The organism is Labrys sp. F242, assembly GCF_057813875.1.
Window position 1 is genome coordinate 102,224 of record NZ_JBVASG010000004.1, and the last position, 23,749, is coordinate 125,972.

The 23,749-nt window shown below is 60.6% G+C and carries 24 protein-coding genes; 7 read left to right on the forward strand and 17 right to left on the reverse strand.

All coding sequences use genetic code 11. From position 1 onward, the window contains the following. Positions 1-52: 52 nt before the first annotated feature. The 6 genes from ectB to ACZYTC_RS23955 form a co-directional block, all read right to left on the reverse strand. The gene (gene ectB, locus ACZYTC_RS23930) at positions 53-1,333 is read right to left on the reverse strand and encodes a diaminobutyrate--2-oxoglutarate transaminase (RefSeq protein WP_488990706.1); all 1,281 of its coding nucleotides are present in this window, start codon (positions 1,331-1,333) and stop codon (positions 53-55) included. A 155-nt stretch (positions 1,334-1,488) separates the two neighbouring features. Beyond that, positions 1,489-2,859 (reverse strand): SidA/IucD/PvdA family monooxygenase, encoded by a 1,371-nt coding sequence (locus ACZYTC_RS23935; RefSeq protein WP_488990707.1) that lies wholly within the window; start codon positions 2,857-2,859, stop codon positions 1,489-1,491. 204 nt (positions 2,860-3,063) lie between these two features. Next, a complete protein-coding gene (locus ACZYTC_RS23940) occupies positions 3,064-4,386 on the reverse strand; it encodes a SidA/IucD/PvdA family monooxygenase (RefSeq protein WP_488990708.1) in 1,323 nt (440 codons plus the stop codon). Further along, positions 4,383-6,026 (reverse strand): class I tRNA ligase family protein, encoded by a 1,644-nt coding sequence (locus tag ACZYTC_RS23945; protein ID WP_488990709.1) that lies wholly within the window; start codon positions 6,024-6,026, stop codon positions 4,383-4,385. The genes ACZYTC_RS23940 and ACZYTC_RS23945 overlap by 4 nt, the downstream gene beginning before the upstream one ends. Positions 6,027-6,030: 4 nt before the next feature. Continuing rightward, positions 6,031-6,384, reverse strand: coding sequence for a cupin domain-containing protein (locus ACZYTC_RS23950; protein ID WP_441774061.1), 354 nt, complete (start codon positions 6,382-6,384; stop codon positions 6,031-6,033). A 40-nt stretch (positions 6,385-6,424) separates the two neighbouring features. Further along, on the reverse strand, positions 6,425-7,048 hold the full coding sequence (locus ACZYTC_RS23955) for a LysE family translocator (protein ID WP_434961093.1): 624 nt from the start codon (positions 7,046-7,048) through the stop codon (positions 6,425-6,427). Positions 7,049-7,188: 140 nt separating this feature from the next. Here ACZYTC_RS23955 and ACZYTC_RS23960 point away from each other — a divergent pair, with 140 nt between their 5' ends. Then, positions 7,189-8,196 carry a GlxA family transcriptional regulator gene (locus tag ACZYTC_RS23960; RefSeq protein WP_488990710.1) on the forward strand — a complete coding sequence of 336 codons (1,008 nt, stop codon included), beginning with the start codon at positions 7,189-7,191 and terminating at the stop codon, positions 8,194-8,196. Positions 8,197-8,524: 328 nt separating this feature from the next. Continuing rightward, positions 8,525-11,506: an NAD(P)-dependent oxidoreductase gene (locus tag ACZYTC_RS23965; protein ID WP_488990711.1), complete on the forward strand. Its 2,982-nt coding sequence runs from the start codon at positions 8,525-8,527 to the stop codon at positions 11,504-11,506. A gap of 147 nt (positions 11,507-11,653) precedes the next feature. On the opposite strand, the gene treZ is transcribed toward ACZYTC_RS23965, so the two are convergent. Both treZ and treY read right to left on the reverse strand, forming a co-directional pair. Next, positions 11,654-13,459, reverse strand: coding sequence for a malto-oligosyltrehalose trehalohydrolase (treZ, locus tag ACZYTC_RS23970; protein WP_488990712.1), 1,806 nt, complete (start codon positions 13,457-13,459; stop codon positions 11,654-11,656). Beyond that, positions 13,456-16,167: a malto-oligosyltrehalose synthase gene (gene treY / locus ACZYTC_RS23975; RefSeq protein WP_488990713.1), complete on the reverse strand. Its 2,712-nt coding sequence runs from the start codon at positions 16,165-16,167 to the stop codon at positions 13,456-13,458. The genes treZ and treY overlap by 4 nt, the downstream gene beginning before the upstream one ends. Before the next feature lie 219 nt (positions 16,168-16,386). Here treY and ACZYTC_RS23980 point away from each other — a divergent pair, with 219 nt between their 5' ends. Further along, positions 16,387-16,608 (forward strand): hypothetical protein, encoded by a 222-nt coding sequence (locus tag ACZYTC_RS23980; RefSeq protein WP_434961088.1) that lies wholly within the window; start codon positions 16,387-16,389, stop codon positions 16,606-16,608. Positions 16,609-16,684: 76 nt separating this feature from the next. Then, complete coding sequence (locus ACZYTC_RS23985; RefSeq protein ID WP_434961087.1) at positions 16,685-16,972, forward strand: hypothetical protein; 288 nt, start codon at positions 16,685-16,687, stop codon at positions 16,970-16,972. A 501-nt stretch (positions 16,973-17,473) separates the two neighbouring features. On the opposite strand, the gene ACZYTC_RS23990 is transcribed toward ACZYTC_RS23985, so the two are convergent. The 6 genes from ACZYTC_RS23990 to ACZYTC_RS24015 all read right to left on the reverse strand — a co-directional run bounded on the left by ACZYTC_RS23990 (position 17,474) and on the right by ACZYTC_RS24015 (position 19,464). Continuing rightward, the gene (locus ACZYTC_RS23990) at positions 17,474-17,623 is read right to left on the reverse strand and encodes a hypothetical protein (protein WP_481271143.1); all 150 of its coding nucleotides are present in this window, start codon (positions 17,621-17,623) and stop codon (positions 17,474-17,476) included. 216 nt (positions 17,624-17,839) lie between these two features. Further along, positions 17,840-18,085 (reverse strand): DUF982 domain-containing protein, encoded by a 246-nt coding sequence (locus tag ACZYTC_RS23995; protein WP_434961085.1) that lies wholly within the window; start codon positions 18,083-18,085, stop codon positions 17,840-17,842. A 60-nt stretch (positions 18,086-18,145) separates the two neighbouring features. Next, a complete protein-coding gene (locus ACZYTC_RS24000) occupies positions 18,146-18,334 on the reverse strand; it encodes a hypothetical protein (RefSeq protein ID WP_434961084.1) in 189 nt (62 codons plus the stop codon). Between the two features lie 275 nt (positions 18,335-18,609). Beyond that, positions 18,610-18,855: a DUF982 domain-containing protein gene (locus ACZYTC_RS24005; RefSeq protein WP_434961083.1), complete on the reverse strand. Its 246-nt coding sequence runs from the start codon at positions 18,853-18,855 to the stop codon at positions 18,610-18,612. Between the two features lie 75 nt (positions 18,856-18,930). Next, on the reverse strand, positions 18,931-19,176 hold the full coding sequence (locus tag ACZYTC_RS24010; RefSeq protein ID WP_434961082.1) for a DUF982 domain-containing protein: 246 nt from the start codon (positions 19,174-19,176) through the stop codon (positions 18,931-18,933). A gap of 60 nt (positions 19,177-19,236) precedes the next feature. Continuing rightward, positions 19,237-19,464, reverse strand: coding sequence for a DUF982 domain-containing protein (locus tag ACZYTC_RS24015; protein ID WP_434961081.1), 228 nt, complete (start codon positions 19,462-19,464; stop codon positions 19,237-19,239). Positions 19,465-20,036: 572 nt separating this feature from the next. Here ACZYTC_RS24015 and ACZYTC_RS24020 point away from each other — a divergent pair. Next, positions 20,037-20,201, forward strand: a complete 165-nt coding sequence (locus tag ACZYTC_RS24020) for a hypothetical protein (RefSeq protein ID WP_488990714.1) — start codon at positions 20,037-20,039, stop codon at positions 20,199-20,201. Positions 20,202-20,254: 53 nt separating this feature from the next. Further along, entirely contained in the window at positions 20,255-20,485 is a 231-nt protein-coding gene (locus ACZYTC_RS24025) for a DUF4167 domain-containing protein (RefSeq protein ID WP_434961078.1), read from the forward strand. A gap of 74 nt (positions 20,486-20,559) precedes the next feature. Here the strand turns inward: ACZYTC_RS24025 and ACZYTC_RS24030 are convergent, their stop codons facing one another. Further along, the gene (locus ACZYTC_RS24030; protein WP_488990715.1) at positions 20,560-21,687 is read right to left on the reverse strand and encodes an ABC transporter transmembrane domain-containing protein; all 1,128 of its coding nucleotides are present in this window, start codon (positions 21,685-21,687) and stop codon (positions 20,560-20,562) included. Positions 21,688-21,831: 144 nt separating this feature from the next. Then, positions 21,832-22,134 (reverse strand): YMGG-like glycine zipper-containing protein, encoded by a 303-nt coding sequence (locus ACZYTC_RS24035; RefSeq protein WP_434961076.1) that lies wholly within the window; start codon positions 22,132-22,134, stop codon positions 21,832-21,834. A 269-nt stretch (positions 22,135-22,403) separates the two neighbouring features. Between ACZYTC_RS24035 and ACZYTC_RS24040 the strand changes: the two genes are divergently transcribed. Next, a complete protein-coding gene (locus ACZYTC_RS24040; protein ID WP_149250000.1) occupies positions 22,404-22,565 on the forward strand; it encodes a DUF1328 family protein in 162 nt (53 codons plus the stop codon). Positions 22,566-22,703: 138 nt separating this feature from the next. Here the strand turns inward: ACZYTC_RS24040 and ACZYTC_RS24045 are convergent, their stop codons facing one another. Continuing rightward, entirely contained in the window at positions 22,704-23,738 is a 1,035-nt protein-coding gene (locus ACZYTC_RS24045) for an ABC transporter permease (protein WP_434961075.1), read from the reverse strand. Positions 23,739-23,749: the final 11 nt, after the last annotated feature.

Sequence of the window (23,749 nt, forward strand, 5' to 3'; positions counted from 1 at the left end):
AGAGGCGGCGGCCGAGATGGGCATCCACGGTGCCGCCACCGTCGTCATCCGCTCACGCAGCACCCGCAAGCAGCTCGGTTCTGGGCTCGCTCAAGGCCGTGCAGCGCGCAATGATCTCGATCCCTTCTTCCAGGAGGGCTTCGGGCGTCGTCAGGGGCGGCAGCAATTTGAGCGTGTTGCCATGCGGCCCGCAGGTCTCGACGATGAGGCCTTGCTCGAAACAGGCCCTGGACACGGCGTCGGCGCGGCCTTCTGCGGAAAAGCGCAGGCCGAGCATCATGCCCCGGCCCATCACGGTCACGCCGCGATGGCGCGAGGCGATTTCATTGAGCCCCGAACGCACGATGACGGCATTGGCGCGGACCTCGTCGATGAAATCGTCGGTGAGCCAGTAATGACGGATGGCGGCTGCCGCGGTCACGAAGGACAGGTTCGAACCGCGGAAAGTGCCATTGTGTTCGCCGGGTGCCCATTGATCGTGCTCGCTGCGTATCAGCAGCAATGACATCGGCAATCCAAAACCGCTGATCGACTTGGAGACGCAGATGAGGTCCGGCTTGATGCCGCTGGCCTCGAAGGCGAAGAAGTCGCCGGTACGCCCGCAGCCGGTCTGGATTTCGTCGACGATCAGCAGCGATCCCAGCCGGCTGGCGAGGGCGGCCAATCGCTGCAGCCAGCTCGGCGAGGCGGATTCGAGACCTCCCTCGCCCTGGACCACCTCGACGACGAAGGCTGCCGGAGCCTCCCATCCCGAATTGGGATCATCGAGAAATTTCTCGAGGATGGCGATCGTATCGACCTTCTGGCCGAAATAGCCTTCGAACGGCGCCCTGAGGACGTTGTTGAGAGGCTGGCCCGCGGCCCGCCGCTTGCCGTTTTCGGCGCTGGCCGCGAGGGCACCCAGCGACACGCCGTGGAAGCCACGGGTGAAGGCGACGATCTGAGCTCGGCCGGTGACTTTGCGCGCGAGCTTGAAGGCGGCCTCGACGGCGTTGGTGCCGGTGGGACCGACGAATTGAACGCGATAGTCCGCCAGGTTTCGCGGCGTCAGGACATGATCGAAAAAGGCCTCCATGAACTCGGCCTTGGCGGTGGTGTAGAGGTCAAGCGATTGGCAGATACCATTCTCATTGAGATGGTTGATCAGGGCCTCGCGCAGATATGGATTGTTGTGTCCATAATTGAGCGAGCCGGCCCCCGCCAGGAAATCAAGATATCGTCGGCCCTGGGAGTCGAAGACATGGCTCCCTTCCGCCTGCTTGAAGAGCGCCGGGAAATGGCGGCAATAGGTGCGAACCTGCGACTCGTGTCGCTCGATGACTTCAATGGACATTTCAATCTCCCTGAAGAACAGTTTGTCGAGCGCGCTGGAACAAGCGCGTTCATGGCTGGATGCCTGTTTGCTCCAACGCCTGGGTTCCAAGCCAATCCGATGGAGTAGCTGGAGCGCCCCTTGCGACTGGCGGCTGCCTCAAGCCGCAAGATGCCTTAGGCGGCAGTCATCTGCTTTTTCTCCTCACCGTGCTGATCGATCGGGTGCGGCAGGCTGGCCTGCAGGTGCGATCGAATGCCCTCGAAGATCCTGTCCGCCTTGTAGGCGATCAGGCTGAAGGACTGCGTATCGGCAATGCCATGCGTATGCTCGCAATGGCCGTTCATCCAGATGGGCACACTCACCCGGTCGGAGGTCTTGAGCCTGTAGTCGGGCGTGATGGCGAGCAGGCCGTCATATTCGCGCTCGACCTCGCTCTCGATGCCCGAAAGCAGGCGATCGGGCGCGGTATCGCGATATCCGGTGGCGAGGATGACGAAATCCGCCTCGATCGGGGCAGCATGATCTTCCGTCATGATGTCGCGTAGCCGAAGGCTGATGCGCCCGCCGATCTCCTGGACGGTATCGATCTCGTGCCGGTCTATGATCGTGGCGTTCGACAGGCCCATCAGGCGCCGTTCGTAGAGGAAGTTCCATTCCTGCGCCGAGCATTCGGCGTCGACGCCCGAGAAATTGGTAGCCCAGGATTTTTCGAAGATCCGGCGCCGGGCGGCCGGCGTTGCCGCCGAAAAGCGAACGGCCTCGGGCGGCATGTAGATCTGGTTCGAGAACTGGGACATGTCATATTGCCGGAACGGTAGTCCCCGATGAAGCGACGTGACATGGATGCGGTCCGGCTCATGTCGCGTCAACAGATCATGCATGATTTCCGCGGCGCTGAGGCCGGAGCCGATTATGGCGACGTGAAGGGGTCTGCCGGCCGAGGCATGAATGCGCTCGTCGAGTTCCTTGCGATAATAGAGATAGTTGCCGGCGTGACGGGCGAGATGGTGGGGGACCGCCTCGAACTGTTCGGGCAGGAAGGGTTCCATGCCGCAAGCCAGCATCACCTGGCGGGCGCGATAGCGCCCCTTGCCGGAGGTGACTGTCAGGGTGCGTCGCTCGCCGTCCGAAGCGGGGCCGATCGATTCCACGGCTTCGCCATAGCGCACATACTGGCCGAGCTGGCCGGCGGCCCAGCCGACATAGTCGGACCATTCGATCCGGCTTACGGCTCCGCTCCAGGCGCCGTGCTCGAACAGCCTGCCCTGGGCCTTGAGATAGCGCGCGAAGGTGAAAGCGCTGCCAGGGTCCCTCGGCGTTGCCAGATCCCGATAGTGGTTGTGGTTGATGTTGGTCCCCGGCAGGAGGAGGCCGCCCTGCCATGCCGTGCTCGATTGCTTTTCCAGAAAGACGACCCTGTGGCGCATGTCGGGGGGCAACGAGCCGGCGCGGACATTGTCCTCGATGGCGGCGGCCACGGCAATCGCCGCTGGGCCGAAGCCGATGCAGACCAGTTCGTGAGTATTGTCGATGGAACCTGTCATCTTGGCATTCTCCATACTGGATACAGGTTGTGCGGCATGGTTGGCGGATCGTGGTCCGAACCATCTCGAACAGGGGCAGGCTTGTTTCGTTGGGAAGCCGCGCTAGAGAAAAATGACTTGTCTTCGAAACATCATTTTTCTCTAACTCTTTGTTTTAACGCGTTTTCTTAATTGGAACGTCTATCGACTTTCCTGAAAAACGCTCTAAGCACGCATGGCGGTCGCCAGCTTCGGAGGAGGGCGTATCGGTGCCCGTCTGTCGAGACGCTGGGCGGCGGATATTGCAATGTCCCGTGCCCGGATCGAAAGAAGCGAGAAGGAGCCCGCATCGCCGAAGCCGTGGGAACTCTCGCACAGGCCGTTGAGATAGACCGGCGGCGCATCCGACCCCACCAAGCTGTAATCCCTCGCAACTGCGAGTCCCTGGACAGGGTGGAACTCATAGTCGCCGCAAAGGTCGCTCAGGAGAGGATGGATCAGCTCCCGCTGGCCGCCGCTTCCCAAGTCGAGGAACCCGGTGGCGAGGACCACTGCGTCCGCCGCCAGTTCACGCACTGCCTGCGCATAGCGATCCTGGATTGTGAGCCTGGTTTTGCTGCCATCCGAGATGCAACACCGGATATCGGCGTTGTTGATGATGTTGAGATGGTTCGGCCTTCCCTCCAGATGCGATTCATAGCGCCGGAGATAGAGCTGATTGATCACATCGGCATCGGCAGCCGAGTAGTTGGTCGATCTCAGTTCCCGGGACAGCGCCATCCGCCCGTCCCAGGAGGCGGCATGGAAGTAATCCGTAAACTGCGGAAAGTAGATCTCGCCGGTGAAGGGGCTGGTATCCTTGAGCCTGTAGCCATAACCACGCATCAGGCCGTAGATCTCGGCTTGCGGAAAGCGGCCATCGAGATCGAGCATGATCTCGACGGCACTCTGGCTGGCGCCGACGACGACGATCTTCTCCGGCTGGGACAACTGCGTGATCCTGGGCAGATAGTCCGACAGGTGGAAGATCTTCTCGCCCAGGAGGCCGGCGAAAGCCTCCGGGATGTTGGCACTGCGCCCCGGTCCTACGACGACAGCGCGAGCCAGATAGCGGCTGCCGTCAACGCAATCGACCTGGAGCAGTCGGTCCGCACCGGAGCCGTGAACCACCTGTAGACTGCTCGCGGTCCGATCATAGGAAACCAGATGCGAGAAGTGCCCGGACACCCATTCGACATAATGCGCAAATTCACGGCGTAGCGGATAGGCGCTGCCGAGATTGAGATAGTCGAAGAAACGCCCCGACTGATGCAGGTAATTCACGAAGCCGTAGCGGCTCCTGGGATTGACGGGGGTGATCAGGTCTCGCAGCGGGTTATGCTGGATGTCGCTGCCGCGAAGCAGCATGGTGGGCTGCCAGGCAAATGCGGGCCGGGCCTCGATGAAGTGGAGGGACCCGGAAAAGCCGGCGTCGTCGAGGGCAACGGCGAGGGCGAGGTTGGCCGGGCCGAAGCCAATGCCGATGATGTCGATGACGGGAGGCTTCACGATGCTCTCCTCAGGGCGGGTTCCCGGTCGAACCAGGCGGCAGCGAGCGCCTGGCCATAGGTCGCAGCCTCGATCTGACACTCCTGGCCAGCCAGGCTGGCTGGCCAGGCGTCGGTGGCGCCTTTCGCGAAAGCCTGGCTGAGGCGATCGCTGAAGGCGGGCATCAAGGGGCGGGTTATGAGCGGCAGGACCAGTTGGAAAAGCGCCGCCAGGTAGCGAACTTCCTCGATTGCCTCGGCCCTGGCGAGGCGGGGCGAAAGGGCATGCCGGCTGCCGGCAGCAATGCGCACCAGCAGCTGGCTCAGATGCTCGGCAATACGCTGGGGGCTGAAGGTTTCGATTTCGTGGAAACGGGCGAAGCGAGCAAGCACGCCGCCAAGACTCCCCGCGGTCCGCTCGTCGATACGCCAGCGCTGGCCCGATAACCCGAGTGCCGCGGCCGCCTCGAGGATGCCGCTGGCCGCTTCCTTATAAGGCCGGGACAGGCGAACCTCGACCAGTTCGTCCATGGCGCCTTGCGTGAAGTTCATCTTCTGATATTCGGGATTTGCCAGGGCAAGATAGAACCGCACGGCGTTGACGTCCCGTTCGCGCAGAAGATCGCGTCCCCAGATCAGGTGTCCCTTCGATGTCGAGAACTTGAAGTTCTCGAGTTCGAAGAATTCATTGGTGAGAATGGTGTCGACGATCCTGCAATCGCCATGGGCCCAGGCCAGGGCCGGATGCACGAAGGTGAAGAAGAAGCTGTTGTCATAGCCGAGGAACTCGACGAGCTCGGCCTGCCGGCCAAGGCTCCAAAGGCCGGTCCTTCCACCGTCGCCGGTTGACTTTTCGCCGTCCGCGATCCGCGTGGAATTGATCAGGCCTGGCAGCATTTCCGCCCAGACATTCAGGACCTGGCCTTCGAGGCCGGCGAAGGGGGCGGGGATGCCCCAGTCGGACGGATAGGTGAGAGGGTAGTCCGGTAGCGGCTTGGACAGCATCTCGAAGGCAAATTCGACGACATGGGGTCGCCAGATGCCGCGCTTGCTTTCGTAGAAGGCCGTGAACTGGCTGCGGAAACGTTCGAGCTCCAGGACGGCGATCTCGACCTCGCGATAGTCGATGTCGCCGGCCGAGCGGCTGGAGGAAACCAGTTCGAGAGTGCGCGTATCGTTGGGATGGCCGCAAGCCTCGCAGATAGCACCCGCTGTCGGCGACCAGCAGACCGGACAATGGCCGGAAACAAAGGATTCGAACAGATAGCGATCCTCTGACACCGAATAGGGGAAACGCCATGGTTTGCGCACGGCGTGGCCATTGGCCTCCACCTTTGCGAGGAAGGATTGGACGAAGGCAACGTGGTCATCGTCCACCATGTTGAACGCATCCATGTGGATGTCGGCGGCTTCCAGCGTCTGGCGCATTTCGCCATGGCAGGCGGTGGCCATGCGATCGGGATTCTTGCCCAGGCGTTCGGCCGTGGTCACGACATAGCTCTGGTTGCGATCGGCCGAGCAGACATAGCGGACTTGATTGCCGCGCATACGCTGATAGCGCGAGAAGATGTCGGCGCCGAGATAGGGCCCCGAAAGATGTCCGACGTGAAAGTCACCGTTCGGTGTGGGGGGCGTGGCCGTTACGATAAAGGTGCGGGACATCGGGTCAGGCTCCCTTCGCATCTGCTTCCGGAGCGCCCCACCAGACGCAGAGAAATGCAAGCTCCTCGTCCCGGGAGGTATTGTCGACGAAGTGCCGTGAGAAGCGGGGCAGATAGACGACGTCACCGCTGGCTACAGGGCTGGTTTCGCCGTCCACCGTTATCGTGCCGCTTCCCGAAATGAAGATGAATGTTTCTTCTTCATCGTGATCATGTGGAATCGATTGCTGACCCGGCATGACCTTCATGACGGCTCCACCCCAGGGCGGCACCGTCACGCCCTTCCAGGGATAGAGCCGGCGAAAGGCGCCGCCATATTCGTCAGTCCAACCGTCAGCTCGTTCCGTCCTGATATGCATGGTGCCCACCTCTGTTTGGGACGGTGGCTGGCGCCACCAGTTAGGTGTGGAGCACGGGCAGGAACATCCATATCGCTACGCCGATCAAGCAGACCGAGAAGAAGATGTTGACACCTCGACCCGACGTTCCTCCGCTAAACAGGCGTGCGATGGCGGCTCCAGCCAGAGTCCACACGGCAAAGGCAATCAGATTGTTGACAGTAAATATTGTGGCTATGCTAAAAACGTGACCTACTTTGTCGTCATAATTTCCCATGAATTGAGTAAATATGAGACCTATTATTAAGTAAGCCTTTGGGTTTAGAAGAAGTATTACGGCTCCATCCAGAAAGCTTGCGCGCCCCTCCGTCGTCGCGTCCAGTTCGCTTTGGGGGGTGGCGAAAGCTGCCTGAGCAAACTTGATGCCCAGCCACAACACATAGAGTGCTCCGGCTATATTCAGGATCTTTGCCACATGGGGCTCCGACAGGAGGGTCAGCCCCACCCCGAGTCCGATCAGCAACGTCACGATGAATGTGGCGACGTGATAGCCCACAAGGGCCGGCACTGCTGCCCGAAAGCCGCCGGTGGCTCCGAGCGTTGCGAAGAAGGTGTTGCCCGGTCCTGGGCTGTAGGCGAGTGGAAACAGAAAAATGACGAACGCGACCAGTGCCTCTCCGTTCATGGCAAATACCCTCCGGATGACGGTCATAGACGATTTAGATACCTAAGGGGTGATATCCACTATTTCTGGGGGAGCGTCCATTTACATCATCGGGACAAGATAGAGATTAGGTGTGCTCTCGCAGATTTGTGGAGGACAAATTGACCTCATTTTCTGCCACGACCGCATCAAATTCTCCGAGAGAAGTCGTAATCCTGATCACAGAAAACGCGATTACACTTGATGCCGCTGGCCCGATACAGGCTTTTCACGAAGTTGGTTTGAGGTACAAGGATAGGGCATATCAAATTACTGTCGCTTCACCATATGGTGGAGTAATTCCGCTCGATAGCGGTATAAAACTGGATTCAAATTGTATATTTGATTTAAGTGCGGAAAAAATAGATACACTTTTGGTTATTAGTTCATATAAATTTTTGAATTACACGGGTGAATCCGCACTGATAGGATGGTTGAAAGAAACAAAGACGAGGATTAGACGTATCGGATCCTTGTCTATGGGTACATTTCTATTGGCTGAGGCCGGCCTTTTAGATGGTGCCGACGTCGTGATGCATTGGCGATGGCATGCGTCGATGACAAAGCATTTCTCTTCCATGACGGTATTATCGAACTGTCTATATGCGCGGCGCGGCAATGTCTGGACCTCCGCCGGCATGACGTCGGGGATCGACATGGCTCTGGCAATGATCGAGGAGGATCATGGCAGGGCTCTTGCCCTGGACGTGGCCCGAACCCTGCTGGTCTTCATGCACCGGCCGGGAGGCCAGGCGCAAATCAGCATTCCGCTGGCCGCACAGAGCCGAGACATCGGCAGCCGCTTCGGCGCCCTTCATGAATGGGTCATGACAAATCTATCGCGCCGGCTTGATATCGAGGTGCTCGCCGACTGGATGGGCATGAGTCCGAGGACATTTGCCCGTCAATATAAGGAGGCCGTTGGAGACACCCCCGCCAAGACGATCCGCCGCATGCGCATCGAGGTGGCAAGGAGCCTGTTGGAAAAGACGAGCAACAGCATCTCCTCCATTGCCGTTCAATGTGGGTTCTCGGACGTGGAGAACATGCGGCGGGCTTTCCTGAAGGACGTTCAGGTCGGGCCGGCCGAATACAGGGAGCAGCTCGTAGTCCCAACGCGGGCGGACTGACTGTGTGGCGTCAACACCAATGAGACAAAAAACCGGAATGGAAAGCTACCTGCCGAGGCGGTGATCAAGGATATCCGCCGGGCCGTGCGCAAGCCCTATGGGGGAGGGGAGAAGGTTCGCATCGGGCTTCGGGCTGGAGGGCTTGAATGCCTCCCGGTCTGCCTCACTGTCATCATGGCGATCCGGTAGGATTGGCCAGGCCGCCAGATGCACGCGGAAATGCGCAACAAGGCGAATGTTGAGTCGGCCTCGTGATATTTGCGGCAGCAAGCGCCGGCTATTATCGGGCAACAAGAGCCTCTTTCACCCAAATAGGAGACGCCGACCGATGGCGAATGCCCAGACGTTGAAGGCACAGCGCGACAAGACTCTCGAACTGACGCGTTCCGGGCCGCCGGCGCGTACTTCCAATCCCTTCTTCGGCGTCGGGCCGATCACTGACGGCACGCTGGACGAGGTCGATGCGCGCCTCCTGCGCTTCGAATTCGACAACTGGCTCGAGAGGAACTATCGCAAGCTCGATGACCACGGCGCGGATCTGGGTCCCTTCACCACCGCCGAAGTCGGACGGAGCATGCATCGGGGCTATCCCGCCGACAAATTCCTCACTGACATGATGCGGGAGATTCATCGTTATTTCGAGTTTCCCAAGGCCAACAAGATGGCTGTAGGGCTCGGCGGCGGCCATAGTGGTTTCACGGTCTGTGCCCTTCATCTGGTAACCGCCAACGATCCCAGCCAGCATGTCTATGTCGACACGCTCCGACCGGAATCGGAAGCCGCCAAAGGAGGCGGCTTTTTCCGGCAGTCCTGGGGGGCGCAGCTCATCGAGATGCACCGCCATGCCCGCAATGGCGATGAAAGCCGCATTCATTTCGCCGAGCAGGAAGGCGCCATTCCCAGTGCCGATGCCCTGGAGAAGATGGGCGCCAAGCTCTTCATCGGCGTCGGTCATGAGACCACGGGCGCCACGACCTATACCGCCCAGGACATCGCCAACCTGATCGAATGGCTCAACCGCAATCCGGCCGAACACCATGCCGTGCTCGACGCCACCTCCATGCTCGGGGCCATGCCCTGGGGCGAGGAAGCGGTGAAGAACGTCATCGATAAATGCTGCATGTTCATGCCGTTCCAGAAGGCGATCGGCGGTATTTCCGGCTATTTTGTCGTCTCGTTCACGCCGCAGGCGCTGGACCTCGTCGAGAAGAACCAGAAGTCGCCATCCTGGGCGATCCCGCGCCAACTCAAGATCGTGGCGCCTGTCGATCCCAAGCGCCCGCTCACCGGCGAGCGGACCGTCAATGTCGGGCCGATCTACGATCCGGCGCAGGACAAGATGCTGGGCGGCGTAATCAACACCTATTCCACCCTTGCCTTCGCCGAGACCACCTTCGGCCTGCTGCGTTCAGAAAAGCGCCTCGGGTCGGTGCAGGATCTCTATAAGCGCTCGGTGCGCAACCGCGCCGCCGTGAATGATTGGGTGGCCAAACACCCCCTGTTCGAACTCGGCGTCGCCGATCCCGAGCGGCGCGGCGCGGCGGTGACGCTGCTGCGCATCAAGGATGCCGACATCACCGACCCCGCCATCCACGCCCGCATCATCGCGCGCTCCAAGCAGGTTCTGGCCTATGAAGGCATCACCCATCCCAATGGGGAGTATGAGCGCGGCCTCGACGTCGCCCGCTATGTCAACGCCTTCCCGGGCACGCCTGGCGATTACCGTGCCTGGATCGGCGGCATCAGGCCGCCGGAGGACATCGACGCCCTGCTCGACAATCTCGAATACGCCTATCTGCGCGCCAAGATCTTGGTGCTGGAGGAGGAACTCGCCAAGCTCGGCGAGACCTTCCCGGTGAGCGCCGGCGCCGGCGGCGAGCGCGTGCGTCGCGACGATTCAAATCGCGCCTACAAGGTATTGGTGGCCGATCTCGTCGGCATGCGCTTCAACGGTAAGGGGGAACCCGATCACCAGGAAGTCCGCCGCCACATCGAAGCCAAGGGCGGTGTCTTTCATCTCGGACCGATCCTAGACGAGGGGGCGCTGGAGAAAGGACGCATCCACTTCTTCTACCAGCCCGACCTCAGCACCGAGGCGGAGATCCTGCCGCAGACCGACAAGGGCCAGTATGACGCCGTGATTGCCGCGGCGACGTTCCTGCCCAAGGGTTCGGTCTTCCCGCTTGGCGGCGTGCGCATCGGCGCCGGCACCGGCAATATGGGATCGGCCTCTTGGGGTGGCGGCAGCGGCATCGGCGGCGAAGCGCCCCTGATGAACACGCCGAGCTTCAACAGCCGTGCGACGGCCCAGATGGCTTTCAAGGCGCTGCTCAAGGTAGCGCCCGATCTCAAGGTCGACGAAATGCACCGGCGCGTCGTTGCCGGCGAATTCGATACCGGCAAGCATTTGCGCGACTTCCCGACCGAAAAACTCGAAGGCCGCCGTGTTGCGGTCATCGGCTATGGCAATATCGGCCGCGAGCTCGCCAAACTCGCCAGCGCCTTCGGCATGCGGGTCGCCATCCACGCCCGTGTGCGCCACAAGGAGTGGATCGAGTCGGAAGGCTTCGAATACGCTCCGACCGCCGAGGCGGCGGCCGAGGGGGCCCATGTTCTCACCGTGCATACGGGCCTCGGCCCGCTCGATGCCGAGAGCGGGCGCTTCGCCAACCAGTCGCTGGTCGGCTTCGATATTCTCGATCGCCTTGCCGACGGCGCTGTGCTCATCAACTACGACCGCGGCGAGGTCATTGATGCCGAGGCCCTCGACGCGGCGCTGGAAAAGGGCAAGGTTTCCTATGCCTGTATCGACGCCGATCTTTTCCGCGACGCGGCTGATGGTACGCTGTCCGGCCCGATGGTGCCCTATCGCAAGCTGGAAAGGCGCCACCCCGGCAAGCTTGAGCTCCTGCCGCATGCTGCCGCCGACACCGACCATCCTTCGCGGGTCGAGGGCGCCAGGCAGGCGATCGATCAGATCTTCGACGTCATTCATTATGGCGTCGTCACCAATCTGAAAGGTGATCTGCCACCGGGCTACAGCAATGCCGGTGCTCGGACAGTGCCTGGCATTGGCGCGGTGAGTGCGGGCGACATTGCGCGAGCTGTCGGCGATGAGGAGGTGCTTGCCCAGACCAGGGCAGCCTCCGAGGCGCTTGCCGCTATCTGGGGAGCTCTTTGTGCGACGACTGACCCGCAACGGCGGGCGGCGCTGATCGAACGCTACGGCGCCTCGCTCGTGCAGCACACCAACCGCTATGCCGCACTTGTGGATAGGCTGGGGCTCAAAGGCCCTTATGCGGGCACATGATGGAAGGGTGAGCCCAGCCTCAGCTCAGCCTTACGCAGTACAAAGAGAAAAGGAGCAGGAATTTCTGCTCCTTCACCCACTAATCGCTGGTGTCGAGCGCAGTCGGTTGTCTTGGAGGCGCCTAGCCTTCCCCCAGTACAATCACGTTCAGGCAGGTTCATTCGGCGTTTCAATCGTCCAAATCGTGGTCCAGGCGCCGAGAGTTGCGCCTTCCCAGTGACCCTCGATCCAGATGGGTTGCCCTTTGATGGCCTCCTGCATCCGTTTGGGCATGTCGCCGAGATTAAGAACGACGCGGAGCATCGTTTCGTTCGTGCTCTGCCAAAGAACATCGACGATCCCATTCTCCCCGACGCGGTAGCGTCCGGCCTGCGGGAGGGTCGGTATGAGTGGCACGATCCTCGCGGCGCGAACCGACAAGATCCGCCGGTACCAGCCAAGCATGTCGGCATGCGGGCTAACCTTGCGTTCCGGCCAAAGCAATTTGGCCGAATGAAAGGTCTGCTCGCTGACGGGATCGGGGATCGTTTCGCGCACCTGCGGGTCGGCGTATTCGGGAAATCGCGAGAATTCGTCGCGCCGTCCCTTGCGCACGGCGTCGGCCAGTTCGCCCTCGACATCGCAGAAGAAGGTAAACGGCGTGGACGCGGCCCACTCCTCGCCCTGGAACAGCATGGGGATCTGCGGTGCCAGGAGATAGGCTGCCGCAGCAGCCTTGACGGCCCCGAGCGGATGATGGTGATGGATGCGATCGCCAAAGGCGCGATTGCCGATCTGATCGTGATTCTGCAGGAAAGAGACGAAAGCGTCCGGCGGCAAATGGGCCGATGGCTGCCCACGGCTGCTGCCGCGATAGGCCATCGTCTCGCCCTGGAAGGCAAAGCCCTGCGCCAATGCGCGGCCCAGCAGTTCGGGCCGGCGGGCATAGTCCGCATAATAGCCTGCATCCTCCCCGGTCACGGCCACATGCAAGCCGTGATGGACATCATCGTTCCACTGCGCGGTGAAAGCGGGTGTTCCGCCTCTTGGCCGATCGAGCCATTCGGCGCTGTTCTCTTCGTTTTCCAACACGAGATGAACAGGCCGATTGCCTATGGCGGAGCCGACCGTGGCACGAATTTCGGCAAGGAGGTGGAATGCCCCAGCATCGCGTATTTCGTGCACGGCATCGAAACGCAATCCGTCCAGGTGGAACTCTTCCAGCCAATAGAGCACGTTCTCGATGGTGAAGGCCCGGATCTCTGCAGATCCCTCGTCATCATAATTGATGGCCGGTCCCCACGGCGTCCGGTGGCGCTCGGTAAAGATGGGAGCATAGAGCGGCAGATAGTTACCCTCGGCGCCGTAGTGATTGTAGACGACGTCGAGCAGCACAGCGAGGCCGAGGCCATGCGCCTCATCGATGAAGGCCTTCAGTTGCTCCGGCCGGCCATAGGCCGCATCCGGCGCGAAGGGAAGGACGCCGTCATAGCCCCAGTTGCGTCGCCCCGGGAAATCGGCCACCGGCATGAGCTGGATGGCGGTCACCCCCAGTTCCTTGAGATAGCCCAACCGTTTGGCGGCGCTGGAAAAAGTGCCCTCCGGCGTGAAGGTGCCGATATGAAGTTCATAAAGCACCGTTTCATGCCAGGCACGTCCCCGCCAACCCGAATTGCGCCAGCGATAGGCCGCGGGGTCGATCAGTTCGCTCGGGCCATGAATGTCCTCGGGTTGGAAGCGGCTCGCCGGATCCGGCACCATCACGCCGTCCTCCAGCACAAAGCGATATCGGGCACCAAAGTCGGCGGCCACCGACAGGCTATGCCAGCCGCCGTGGCTTCGCATCGAATAGGCTCTTTGCTCCAATTGCAGGCCGACCCGGCGTTGCTTTGGTGCCCAGAGGCGAAACAACACCTTGCCGTTGCGCAGGACAGGGCCGAAGCGTGGTTCGTAGCGGTTCGACGCCATGGTCATGGCTGCGATTGCCGAACTGCCGGTGGCGTTTGCGCTACCAGTACGGCGGCGGGCAACTCTGCCAGGAGCATCGCAAGGTCGATGCCTTCCTTTCCAGGTGTGATCTGGCGTCCGGAGAGTATTTCGCCATAGACGGGGTAATGATGGGCGAGGGGTAGAAAGCCATCGATGGGACCGCGGCATGGGAACCGGGCTGCCACGACGACGAAGGCACAATCGCCATGCTGCCGCGAGAAGGCAATGAAGCGATCGTTTGCCATCGCGATGGGCCGATAGTCACCTTGTGTGAACAAGGCTTCATGTCGGCGGCGCAGGTCAAGCAGGTTGGCGGTGGTCGCCAATTTGGCACTGCCGTCGAGAAGATCGTCCCGTGCGATCGGCCCGATGTCCTTCAGGCGCCTGGTGAGCCAGTCCCAGTCGACGGGACGGCGATTATCAGGATCGACCATGCTGAGATCGAAGGCTTCGGCACCCTGGTAGATATCGGGCACGCCGGGCACGGTGAACTTCAATACGGTTTGCACGAAACTATTGGAGGCACCGAGCTCGATGACGCGCTTTTCGAAGGCGATGAAGTCGGCAAGAAAATCCTGGTTTGCGAAAGCGGCGGCAATGTAGTGGTGCAGGGACTTTTCATAGGCTTCGTCAGGTGCGGCCCAATTCGTGTGAACCTTGGCCTCGCGCACCGATTTCAGCATGGCAGCTTGGATGCGCTCCTGGAAACGTTCGAGCTGGCTCATGTCTTCAGGGACCAGGCCTGTAGGCCAGGCGCCGACGAGCAATTGGAAGAACAGGAAGATGTCGTTGCCATCCGGCTCGGCCTCGCCGCCGCCGAGCATGGCACGCCAACGGGTACTGGCTTCGGCGAAATCCGGGGCAATTTCACTGAGAACGGCAAGGCGAGCCCGGCAGTCCTCGCCGCGCTTGGTATCATGCGTCGAAGTCGCGAGCATGGCGCCCGGGCGGCGAGCGAGATTGGCGGCATGGAAGGCGTTGACGCTGGCACCGAGATGGTCGGGATGGCCCCCGACTTCGTTGGCGGCAATGAACCGGTTATAGCGATAGAAGGCGGTGTCCTCGACACCCTTGGCCATGATCGGCCCGGTATATTGCTGGAACCGCATGGCAAAGCGCATCACGTCCTGCCGGCTGAAACCGCTTCCGGGCCTTGCAACCGCCTGGGTGCTGAGCAGCGAGAACAGGAAGTCGAATACCGAGCGGTCTATGCCAGCCCCGGAGCGCCGTGCATGGGTGAAGGCACTTTCGAGTTCCTGCAGGTCGGCAGGGCTGGCGCCGTCCATGTCGACATAGGTCCGATAGACCCGAAACCCGGCGACGATTTCTCTGAGCGCACGCTGCAGGACATTGCGGGTGAAATCGGCGGTGCGTGGATTGGAGCGAGCGATGCGGGCTGCCTCGCGCGCAAGCCCGCCGAGTTCGCCGGCCATCTCGTCTTCCATGATGGCCAGCTTGCACTCGCGGCTGATGGCTTTGAAGCTGCGCCTCTCACCGCCGAAGCGGTGATAGAGTTCGTCGAGCCGCGCCTGGCCGTTCGGGTCGACCAATAGATTGGTGAGAAGGTTGGCGAATTCGTAGCCGGTGGTGCCGTCGGCATGCCAATCCTCGCGCAGTTCCTCGCCCGCTCCGAGGATCTTCTCGACCACCAGATAGATTGGCCGCGGCGCTTTTTCGCGCAGGCGCCGGCAGTAGGTCTTGGGATCCAGCAACCCGTCGATGTGGTCGATGCGCAGCCCATCGAGCACGCCCTTGGCGATCAACTCGAAGACCAGACGATGGGTGTGGTCGAACAATTCCTCATGCTCGATGCGCAGTCCGGCAAGATCGCTGATATTGAAGAAGCGGCGATAATTGATGTCGTCGGCCGCCACCCGGAAATAGGCCACGCGCCAATGCTGGTCGGCAATCAGTCGGTCGAGTGGCCGCCAGCTCTCCAGCTCTCCGGCGATGCCGGCGAAATGCCGCAGACGCTCGGCCACGGCCTCCGCCACTTTGGAATCTCCCGCAACCAGGCCGGCAAGATCGGCCTTGAGTTGCGCGGCCCTGCGCGGTTCATGCGGATGGAACCCTTCGAGATGGGAGAAGGCATCGCTCAGTTTATCGAGCTCGGCATGATCGCTCCCAAGGATGCGGCCATAATGTCCCGGATGGATGGGAAGCTTGTGGGCGCCACGAGCCCAAACGGCGATCTCCCCGGCGGCGGCATCCAAGCATAGCTCCAGCCCGCCACCGGCAAGCACCGCGCCATACTGGTCGCCGAGGACGGGGATCAGCACCTTGCCCTTGAGATGCGAAGGCTCCGGCTGCCAGTCGATGTCGAACCAGCCGGCGTAGGCCGAGCCCTGCCCCCATTCGAGCACATCGAGCCAGTACGGATTGTCGGCGCCGTTCACACCCATATGGTTCGGGACGAAATCGAGGATGAGTCCCAGCCCTTGGGCGCGTAGCACCTGCGTCATGTGGTCGAAATCTTCTTTCGAACCGAGTTCGGGATTGAGGGTGGAATGGTCGACGATATCATAGCCATGGCTGCTGCCCGGCCTCGCTTTCAAGAAAGGGGAGGCATAGACGTGGCTCACTCCCAATTGGGCGAGATAGGGGGCTATTGCTTCGACCGCCGCGAAATTGAAGCGGGAATTCAACTGCAAACGGTAGGTCGCCCGCGGTGGCGGACAATCAGTTTTTGACATGGAACATTCCCGATCGAGTCGTTTTGTCGAACCAGCGACGACGCCGAAAGTTTCGCGCGGCTTAGGATCGCCCATGCCGGCGGTGAGGTGAAGCCCCGTCTCACCCCACGCGAAATCAAGAAGCCGTCATCGAGCAATGGTCCCGCGACGAACTGGCTATGGTCACTGCCGGATCTTTCGAGCCGTTCGTGGGTTGGAGGATTGGAGGGAGTAGGGGCGATGACCTCAATGTTCGATTACGATCCCGAAGAGATCGTCAGTTTCGAAGGCCATGATATCAGCTTGAAGGAGGCCGTGATGCGGTATCGGCAGGCCAAGGCCCATCCAGACCCGCTCACGGATTTTTCGGCAATTCGGGATCCCGGCAAAATACCTCAGATCTTCGAAGCCGAACACTTCGACGCGCTAGCCGCGCGTGCTGAATTTGAGAGTGGAGACTGAGCGCGACGCAGCGGTAGCCATGCAGGCTCGTCACATCGCTTGAAGATTGTTCATGGCGCCCGGAAGGATCGCACCCATGGTCTCCGAAATTCCCGACCCCCTTACGGTGGGAAGTCTCGTCACGTTCTCTGCCGCCCCCGGCCATAGCCAACCGGATTTTTATGAAGGCGCTCCCATCACCCTTGTGCCGGGGGTGGGAGAACCGCTGATCGGCCGTGTTCTCGCTCATACTTCCGACGAGGTGGTGGTTGCCATCGCCGACACTCAGTTGGTGCTGACACCCGTTGCGGCGACTTTGGATGAGAATGAAGGTCTCGATTACAAAGGGGCATGGGCCGTTCGATCGATAGTGCCCCTGGCCTGAGACTTGCGGCTCCTGCAGCAATCATGCTGCAAGATGAAAGCCGGTTCGGCCCTTGAGCTCGGAGCCAAAGACGGACTTGATCGATTGAGCGAGAGGATCGCTCGTTGAAACAGTCCCTGGCAATTTTCTCGCCTGCATTCGGAACACGATTTCAGGTGCTTGGGTGAAATCGGGTCGAGACGGAACCTATCTGCGGGTTTTGCTGTTCTCTCCCCGCGACAGTACCACGGCGTGCTTCGCGCTTCAGCAATGGGATGTTGCTGACGAGGCGGCCCGGCCAGCGTTCCCTGCCAGAGAAAGCTATGCCGGGCCGCCGCACGAATTGCGGAACAAAGGACCTGGAAACATGTTTGGTGGGCGCGAAACGATCCACCCGAAAGCATTCGGCGTTTCGTTCGGCTGATGGTGAGATCGGTCGAGGCGGCCCGGCCAATGTTGATCACAGCGACCTCGGCGGCCGGGCCGCTCAGGACACCGTCCTAGGTTTTTATCCAGGCGACGTCACTCTTTGGCGAGGAATGTATCGGGCCTTGCATTGCCGGTCATCCTCAATGTGCCGGGCGGTTCCGCAAAAGCCGCCTGCAGCCTTCTGAAAATGGCGTCGAGCACGACAGATTGTCTCCAGCGCACCAAGCTGCCGTCAAAGGACATGCATCCGGTCAACTCCACCCTTCCTCCTCTTGGCAGACCGTGGGTGAGGCTCCAGGAAAGGTCTATCATCGGCCTGTGCAGGGTAGTCGACCTTCGGTGGCACGAGCGGTGTTTCGTCCGGTGGCGTCTTCTCGACGCCGGGCCCCTTCTTCCGGGTCCCGCGGAATGGGCCGTCGAATGGTTTTCGGCGCTTCGAAGCGGGCATCCCAATCTCCTTCACGGCATCACGCGCATGTCGGCTTCCTTGCAGGCCGCGACGAAAGCCGTTCTGGCATTATCGGGTTCGTCCATGCCTGCCATGACATCGAGGCAAACGCGCCGAGCGTCGATGAGCCGCGGTCCCCTTATTGTGGGCCAGTCGTTCAGCAGAAAATGCGATGCCTCTTCGGTCGAGACGAGAATGCGGTATTGGCCGGCATCGATCTCAAATTGGACCGGTCGACTCCAAGGCAGGGTGTCCATAATATTCCTCTCGCCCATCGGCCCGGAAACAGGCTGATGGTTACGATATATTGCATGAAGTTACAGCATGCCGGCTTGCCGCCGACGCTCCACATCAGCTGTGTTGAGCTTTTCGAGAAGATCTCCAGCCTCGTCTACCTCGAAACCTATCACTTCGAAGTCGTCGATTACTGCCGCCAAGCCCGTGAAGATATCGAACACGGTCCACTTGCCGTCGTCTTCCTTACGAAGATTATAGCGTCGTACCATAGGCGGCACCCTAGCACGAAAGTAGGTCGTGTCCGAACTTATTTGGCTGGCGCCGGCAAAAGCGCCTTCAGGTCACACCTGTTTTGGATCAACCAGAGGGGGCATCTCGGGCGGGTTCGGGACGTCCGGCGCGATCGGCGTATTCCCTGGTGGCGGTGGCACAATCGGTATCTCGTTCGGGGGCGTCGGATTTGGCTCCGGCATGGGCGGCGGGCTCTCCGTCGGGGATGGGGTGGCTGGCTTCGGCTCCTTCGGATCAGGCATTGTGCTCTCCTTCAGTGCATGACTTGCATGCCGGATTCGTCACAGGCTTCGATAAATGCCTTCCGGGCGAGATCGGCCGGGATTGATCCGGCCAGGGCATCGAGGCAGGCTCGCCTGGCAAGGAGATGCTTGTCTCCGGCTTCGGTCGGCCAATGGTTCTGCAGGAAGTCGGAAGCTTCTTCGCTCGACGCAATGATCCGAAACTGTCCGACAGTGGTCTCGAACCTCACAGGGCTACTCCAGATACCGATGTTCATGGCGCACCTCCTTGAACCAAACATCGGCGGGGCGATCTGGTTCCTGCAGGTGCGGACTCGGTTTCTGTTCGCTCGTCATCCGGCGACATGCATTTCAAGTTCAATACAGGCCTCAATGAAGACGGCTCGGGCAACATCGACGGATTCTGCTCCTTCAAGAGCATCCAGGAAGCCCTGACGTCCCGCCGCCGGTTTCCCGTCGGAGTCGATGGGCCAGTGTTTCAGCAGGAAGATGACGGCTTCGTCTGTCGAGCCGACAATGCGGTAGTCTCCGATATAGGTCTGGAGTTCGACCGGGCGCTGCCAAGCGCGGTTGTACATTTCAATCCTCCGCCTACCTGAACTGCAGCGGGGGCATTTCGTTCCGACGGGCGGGCTTCGTCATGTGAGGATCACCCCAGCTTCCTCCGCGGCGAGCAGGAAGGCCGCCCTGGCGTCTTCGGGATCACGCTTGCCCTCGATCGCTTCAAGGCAGACGCGCTTGGCGAAGTCATAGCGCTCGCCACTGTCAGCGGGCCAATTGTTGAGCAGGTAGTCCGCGGCCGCATCGGCATCGCCGATGGTAATGCCGTCGATATCGATCGGTCGGGTGAACATTGTCGGTGCCATCTGTTACCTCCTTGGGAGAAACACCAGGAGGGGATGATGGTTCCGGCGAGGGGCGAATGAGCAAACTCACCGATGTCTCGGAAGCCGTCACCCCGTAAACGATGGATGGGCGTTGCCAAATCGCCCGATTTCACCCCAAGCGTCTCTGGTTTGGCACCCGTTCGGCAGCGACGGCAACCAGATGATGTCTGCCATTCTCTTTAAGGTAGGTCTTCGCTTCTGTGAGGTATTTATAAGCCACGATGTTGGAGGAGATATAAAAATCCAGATTCTGGCTCGTGGGATCATTGTGTTTGAGTACTTTGGATACTAAATAATAGACCTCTATCGTGATGTGGTTTATTACTTTTACGTCACGGTGAGCGGGCCTTTAAAAAAAGCCACATTTTCCCTCTATAGATACAACGCTGGTTAAGGTCAGCTTGGATCCGGTGTCATTTGAGACGCCGAAGTTTTCAAACATCACGACGGGTTTGACTGCGGCTTTTGCCGTATGCCGTTTCGTGTGACCTGCACCCAGCAATTTTTACACAAGTGACGCACGACGACGTGTTGCTGCGTCAGAGGAACTCATGAAAAACACTGTCAACCAGCCCTCCAAAGTGGGGGAGCAAACCCGCGTCGTCACGACCACGGTTCCGGTAACGCGTTCGGCACACGGCTCGACCTGGCAACCCGAACCATGCGGCCTCAGCCGTGAGGAACTGCGCAAGATCATTGCCGACCAACTCGGCTGATCCCACTCTCCAGAACAATATGAAAGAGCCATCGATGATGGCTCGGCACACAGATGAAAACAAGTAAACAGCAAATAAATCATAAATCCTTAACCGAGCCGCGACGCTCAGAACCGAAAACGGCCGGCAAAAGCTCGAACAAGCTCCAAACAGCGCATGGCCGCTATGAGCGTTATCTGACACTGGCTCAGGCCGAGGCCATGGCCGGCGATGCTATCGCCGCCGAAAACTACTACCAGCATGCAGAGCACTATCTCAGACTGATGCACGAGCCCGCGCAGTAGTAGAGAGTTCGTCAATCTTGCGGTTGTGACAGGAAGCCTGGGGGAAGGGAGCCGGGGGGCTCGCGAGCTTCAGCCTACGTGTCGGCATTGCGCATCGCACTGGCCACCAGGCGATAGCGGGCCTGGATGACGCGATAGTCGCGATACCAGTTCACGAGATCGCTCCAGGGATCGTTGATCTTGGCGAGCCCGGAGACGAAGGCAACGACGGTCCCGATCTCCGTCCGGCCCTGGACGACGAGGTAGCCGCCAATACCCAGAATGATTGCCGTTCCCAGGGAGTTGAGCCAGTTCATCGCGAAGTTGAGCACGAATTTGAGCCTGAAGATGCTCATGTTCAGGCGGAATACCTGGTCCACGCGCCTGGATTGGGAATGATTGGTCGTTTCGTCGCGCTCGGCCGTGTCGACCAGCATCACGCTGATTTTGCGTAACACCCAGATGCGCGCTCCCACCCGCCGGTTTATGGCGCCCTGCATCAGCGGCACCAGGAAACATTGCGGCAGAAAGACGAGGATGCCGACGAGCGCCATCAGCGGCTGGAGATAGATGAGGTAGCCAAACACCGACAACAAGATGCCGATCTGGAGGATCGGGTCGGATAGGCTCGCGCCGACGAAGCCACCGATCGGATCGACTTCGGCCACGACCATGGCGATTTCGACGCCTCCGGCCTTGCCTGAGGGCAGCACCGAGTCAGGGCGTTGCGCAACATGCGAGATCTCGTTGCGGAGCCACCGCACCGCCGACTCGCCGATCCAATTGCGATAGAGATTGAGGCCTATCTTGATCAGGCCCTGCAGAAACGTCAGTGCAGCAAAGATGATCGCCAGCATCAGCACGCCGTAGAGATCGCCGCCCTTCACGGCAGAATTGACCAGGCGCCGCTGGATCTCGAGCGGCACGGTATCCGCGATAAAAAGCAAAACGGCGCATAGGGCGATCCAGATCTGATGTCGGCCCGACACCCAAATGATGAACCCGACCAAGATCGCGGGCATTTGGGCATGCGAGGAGGTATGCGGGCTCTCATGCGGACCCGCCTGCGCCGTCGCTCGCCTGTAAATCAATGCCAAGAAACGTCGAAGCAATGCACTGCGACCCAAAATGTTGCGCCTTTCAACGTCAGCAGGACGCGAGCTGTTCCAAGACAAGGCGGAGACAAGGCGGCGGCGTCGAAGCATGACCATGATCGCCAGCAAGGGCTGGCGGCTTGCCGGCACGAAGCCAAGGGTGCTTCGCGATCGAGGCCTTTCGATTTTGGCCAGGCGGGAATGCACAGCGCGCCGTCGAAGAGGGCCGCGCGCATCGAGATCCGGAGCTGCGGGCAGCTCCGGATCGCTGCATCAGTAATAGGCCGTGCACACGCGGTTGCCATAGTCGTCATAGCCGACCCGGGCGCATCCGCGCTCGCCACTGGGTGGCGTCGTCGCGGCGCCCACGGCGGCACCTCCCACGGCACCGATGGCGCCACCAATCAGCGCACCGCGTCCAGGATGACGGTTGGAGACGGCAGCACCCACCGCAGCGCCACCAACACCGCCGATGACCGCTCCGCCAGCGGCGCGATCGCCCGGATTGTCGCTCGCGCAGGCTGTGACGGACAAAGCGATGCCGGCCGCTGCGAGAATTCTAAGCAAATCAGCCATGATCAATATCCCCGGTTGCAACAATGCAAGAACCTCGCACGGGGGTGATCGTTCCACTTTCGAATTTGCGAGGTCGACGCGTCCAGGACGTAAACGACGTGGCTGCCGAGGTATGCAGGCAAGTCGGAGCCGTCTCCCGGGGGCCGGAGAACTCAATCTATCTGATATGCACGGATGTCCCATCCCATGGAAGCAAGTGCGGTTTCTTTCACGGGGGAACAAAAGTCCGCTCATGAGGTTCGATAGCGCCATGTCAAGGAGGTGCTATCATGCTCCACTGGATCCTCATTTTACTGATCGTCGCGGCGGCGGCGAGCCTGCTGGGAATGCCTGCGCTTGCGGGAGCGGCCGCGACGGGAGCCCGGGTCTTGATCGGGATCGCGTTGATCCTGTTTCTGCTCGTGCTCCTGGGTGTCCTCACCGTTGCCTAGGCTTGCCCGCGTGTCGATGCAGGGCGGAAAACCTTGCCGCAAACCGGCAGGAACCGAGCCGGTCGATGAGGCTTGTGGCCCCATATGCGATCGCCGGATGTATCCATCGCGCCATCGACGATGTTGGCGACATGGTAGTTATCGCCCGGCGTGGAGCGATCGCAAGCCAAATAGGGTTGCCCACGACAGGCGCTGCTTGCGCAGCAGCATGATGGCATCGATCACCACGACGATCACGAGGACGAGCCCGATCACCGAGCTTTGCCATTCGGAGGGCACCTCGAAGAGATTGAAGGCATTCGTCATCAGGCTGATGAAGCCGACGCCCAGCATGGCGCCGATCAACGAGCCCTTGCCGCCCGCAATGCTGCCGCCGCCCACGAGGCACGCGATGATAATGTTCATCTCCAGCCCGATGCCGAGATAGCGGTTCGCCATGCCGATGCGGGCGGTGACCAGCACGCCGGCCAGCGACGCCATGAAGCCGGAGAAGACAAAGGCGCCAATGCGCAGACGCGTGGTGTTGATGCCGATCATGCCGGCCGCTTCGGGATTGCCGCCGAGGAAATAGAGCCTGCGCCCGAGCACGGTACGGCGCAGGATGAACTCGCCCGTGATCACCAGTGCCAAAGCGAAGATGAACATGCCGTAGATCCCGAAAACCTGGCCGTTGCCGAGCAAGGTGAAGGCCGCTGGAAATTCGGTGAAACCGCCGAGGCCGGTGCCGATCAGCACGACCTCGACCAGCCCGCGAACCATGTACATCATGCCGAGCGTGGCGATGAGGTGGTTGATCTTGAAAACCGCGACCAGAACGCCGTTGGCAAGGCCGATCAGAGCGCCGACCGCGAGGCCGCAGACAATGGCCCCAGCCATGCCGTAACCTGCCGACAGCGCATAGGCCGTGACGATGCCGGACAGGCCCATGACCGCCCCGACCGACAGGTCGAACAGGCCGGTGATGAACAGCACCATCATGCCGATGGCGATGATCATGTTCGGTGCCATGCTGGTCTGCAGGGAGTCGAGATTGTTGGCGTTGAGGAAGGCCGGTGTGCCCAGCGCCAGCAGCAGCACGAGCGCGGCGACCACGGCCAGCGTGATCGCCTCCTGCTCCAGTCGCCAGCGCTTCAGGAAGGGCATCGTCTTGGGGGTGGCGGAACGGGCAGCCATGACTGTCTCCC

Excerpts from the sequence above, each read along its gene's own strand:
- treZ (WP_488990712.1), bottom strand. The coding sequence starts at position 13,459 with ATGACCATGGCGTCGAACCGCTACGAACCACGCTTCGGCCCTGTCCTG.
- ACZYTC_RS23935 (WP_488990707.1), bottom strand. The coding sequence starts at position 2,859 with ATGACAGGTTCCATCGACAATACTCACGAACTGGTCTGCATCGGCTTC.
- treY (WP_488990713.1), bottom strand. The coding sequence starts at position 16,167 with ATGTCAAAAACTGATTGTCCGCCACCGCGGGCGACCTACCGTTTGCAG.
- ACZYTC_RS23955 (WP_434961093.1), bottom strand. The coding sequence starts at position 7,048 with ATGAACGGAGAGGCACTGGTCGCGTTCGTCATTTTTCTGTTTCCACTC.
- ACZYTC_RS24045 (WP_434961075.1), bottom strand. The coding sequence starts at position 23,738 with ATGGCTGCCCGTTCCGCCACCCCCAAGACGATGCCCTTCCTGAAGCGC.
- ACZYTC_RS24040 (WP_149250000.1), top strand. The coding sequence starts at position 22,404 with ATGCTCCACTGGATCCTCATTTTACTGATCGTCGCGGCGGCGGCGAGC.
- ACZYTC_RS23990 (WP_481271143.1), bottom strand. The coding sequence starts at position 17,623 with ATGTCCTTTGACGGCAGCTTGGTGCGCTGGAGACAATCTGTCGTGCTC.
- ACZYTC_RS24015 (WP_434961081.1), bottom strand. The coding sequence starts at position 19,464 with ATGGCACCGACAATGTTCACCCGACCGATCGATATCGACGGCATTACC.
- ACZYTC_RS23950 (WP_441774061.1), bottom strand. The coding sequence starts at position 6,384 with ATGCATATCAGGACGGAACGAGCTGACGGTTGGACTGACGAATATGGC.
- ACZYTC_RS24035 (WP_434961076.1), bottom strand. The coding sequence starts at position 22,134 with ATGGCTGATTTGCTTAGAATTCTCGCAGCGGCCGGCATCGCTTTGTCC.
- ACZYTC_RS24020 (WP_488990714.1), top strand. The coding sequence starts at position 20,037 with ATGAAAAACACTGTCAACCAGCCCTCCAAAGTGGGGGAGCAAACCCGC.
- ectB (WP_488990706.1), bottom strand. The coding sequence starts at position 1,333 with ATGTCCATTGAAGTCATCGAGCGACACGAGTCGCAGGTTCGCACCTAT.
- ACZYTC_RS24005 (WP_434961083.1), bottom strand. The coding sequence starts at position 18,855 with ATGAACATCGGTATCTGGAGTAGCCCTGTGAGGTTCGAGACCACTGTC.
- ACZYTC_RS24025 (WP_434961078.1), top strand. The coding sequence starts at position 20,255 with ATGAAAACAAGTAAACAGCAAATAAATCATAAATCCTTAACCGAGCCG.
- ACZYTC_RS23995 (WP_434961085.1), bottom strand. The coding sequence starts at position 18,085 with ATGGACACCCTGCCTTGGAGTCGACCGGTCCAATTTGAGATCGATGCC.
- ACZYTC_RS23980 (WP_434961088.1), top strand. The coding sequence starts at position 16,387 with ATGACCTCAATGTTCGATTACGATCCCGAAGAGATCGTCAGTTTCGAA.
- ACZYTC_RS23985 (WP_434961087.1), top strand. The coding sequence starts at position 16,685 with ATGGTCTCCGAAATTCCCGACCCCCTTACGGTGGGAAGTCTCGTCACG.
- ACZYTC_RS23965 (WP_488990711.1), top strand. The coding sequence starts at position 8,525 with ATGGCGAATGCCCAGACGTTGAAGGCACAGCGCGACAAGACTCTCGAA.
- ACZYTC_RS24010 (WP_434961082.1), bottom strand. The coding sequence starts at position 19,176 with ATGTACAACCGCGCTTGGCAGCGCCCGGTCGAACTCCAGACCTATATC.
- ACZYTC_RS24000 (WP_434961084.1), bottom strand. The coding sequence starts at position 18,334 with ATGGTACGACGCTATAATCTTCGTAAGGAAGACGACGGCAAGTGGACC.
- ACZYTC_RS23945 (WP_488990709.1), bottom strand. The coding sequence starts at position 6,026 with ATGTCCCGCACCTTTATCGTAACGGCCACGCCCCCCACACCGAACGGT.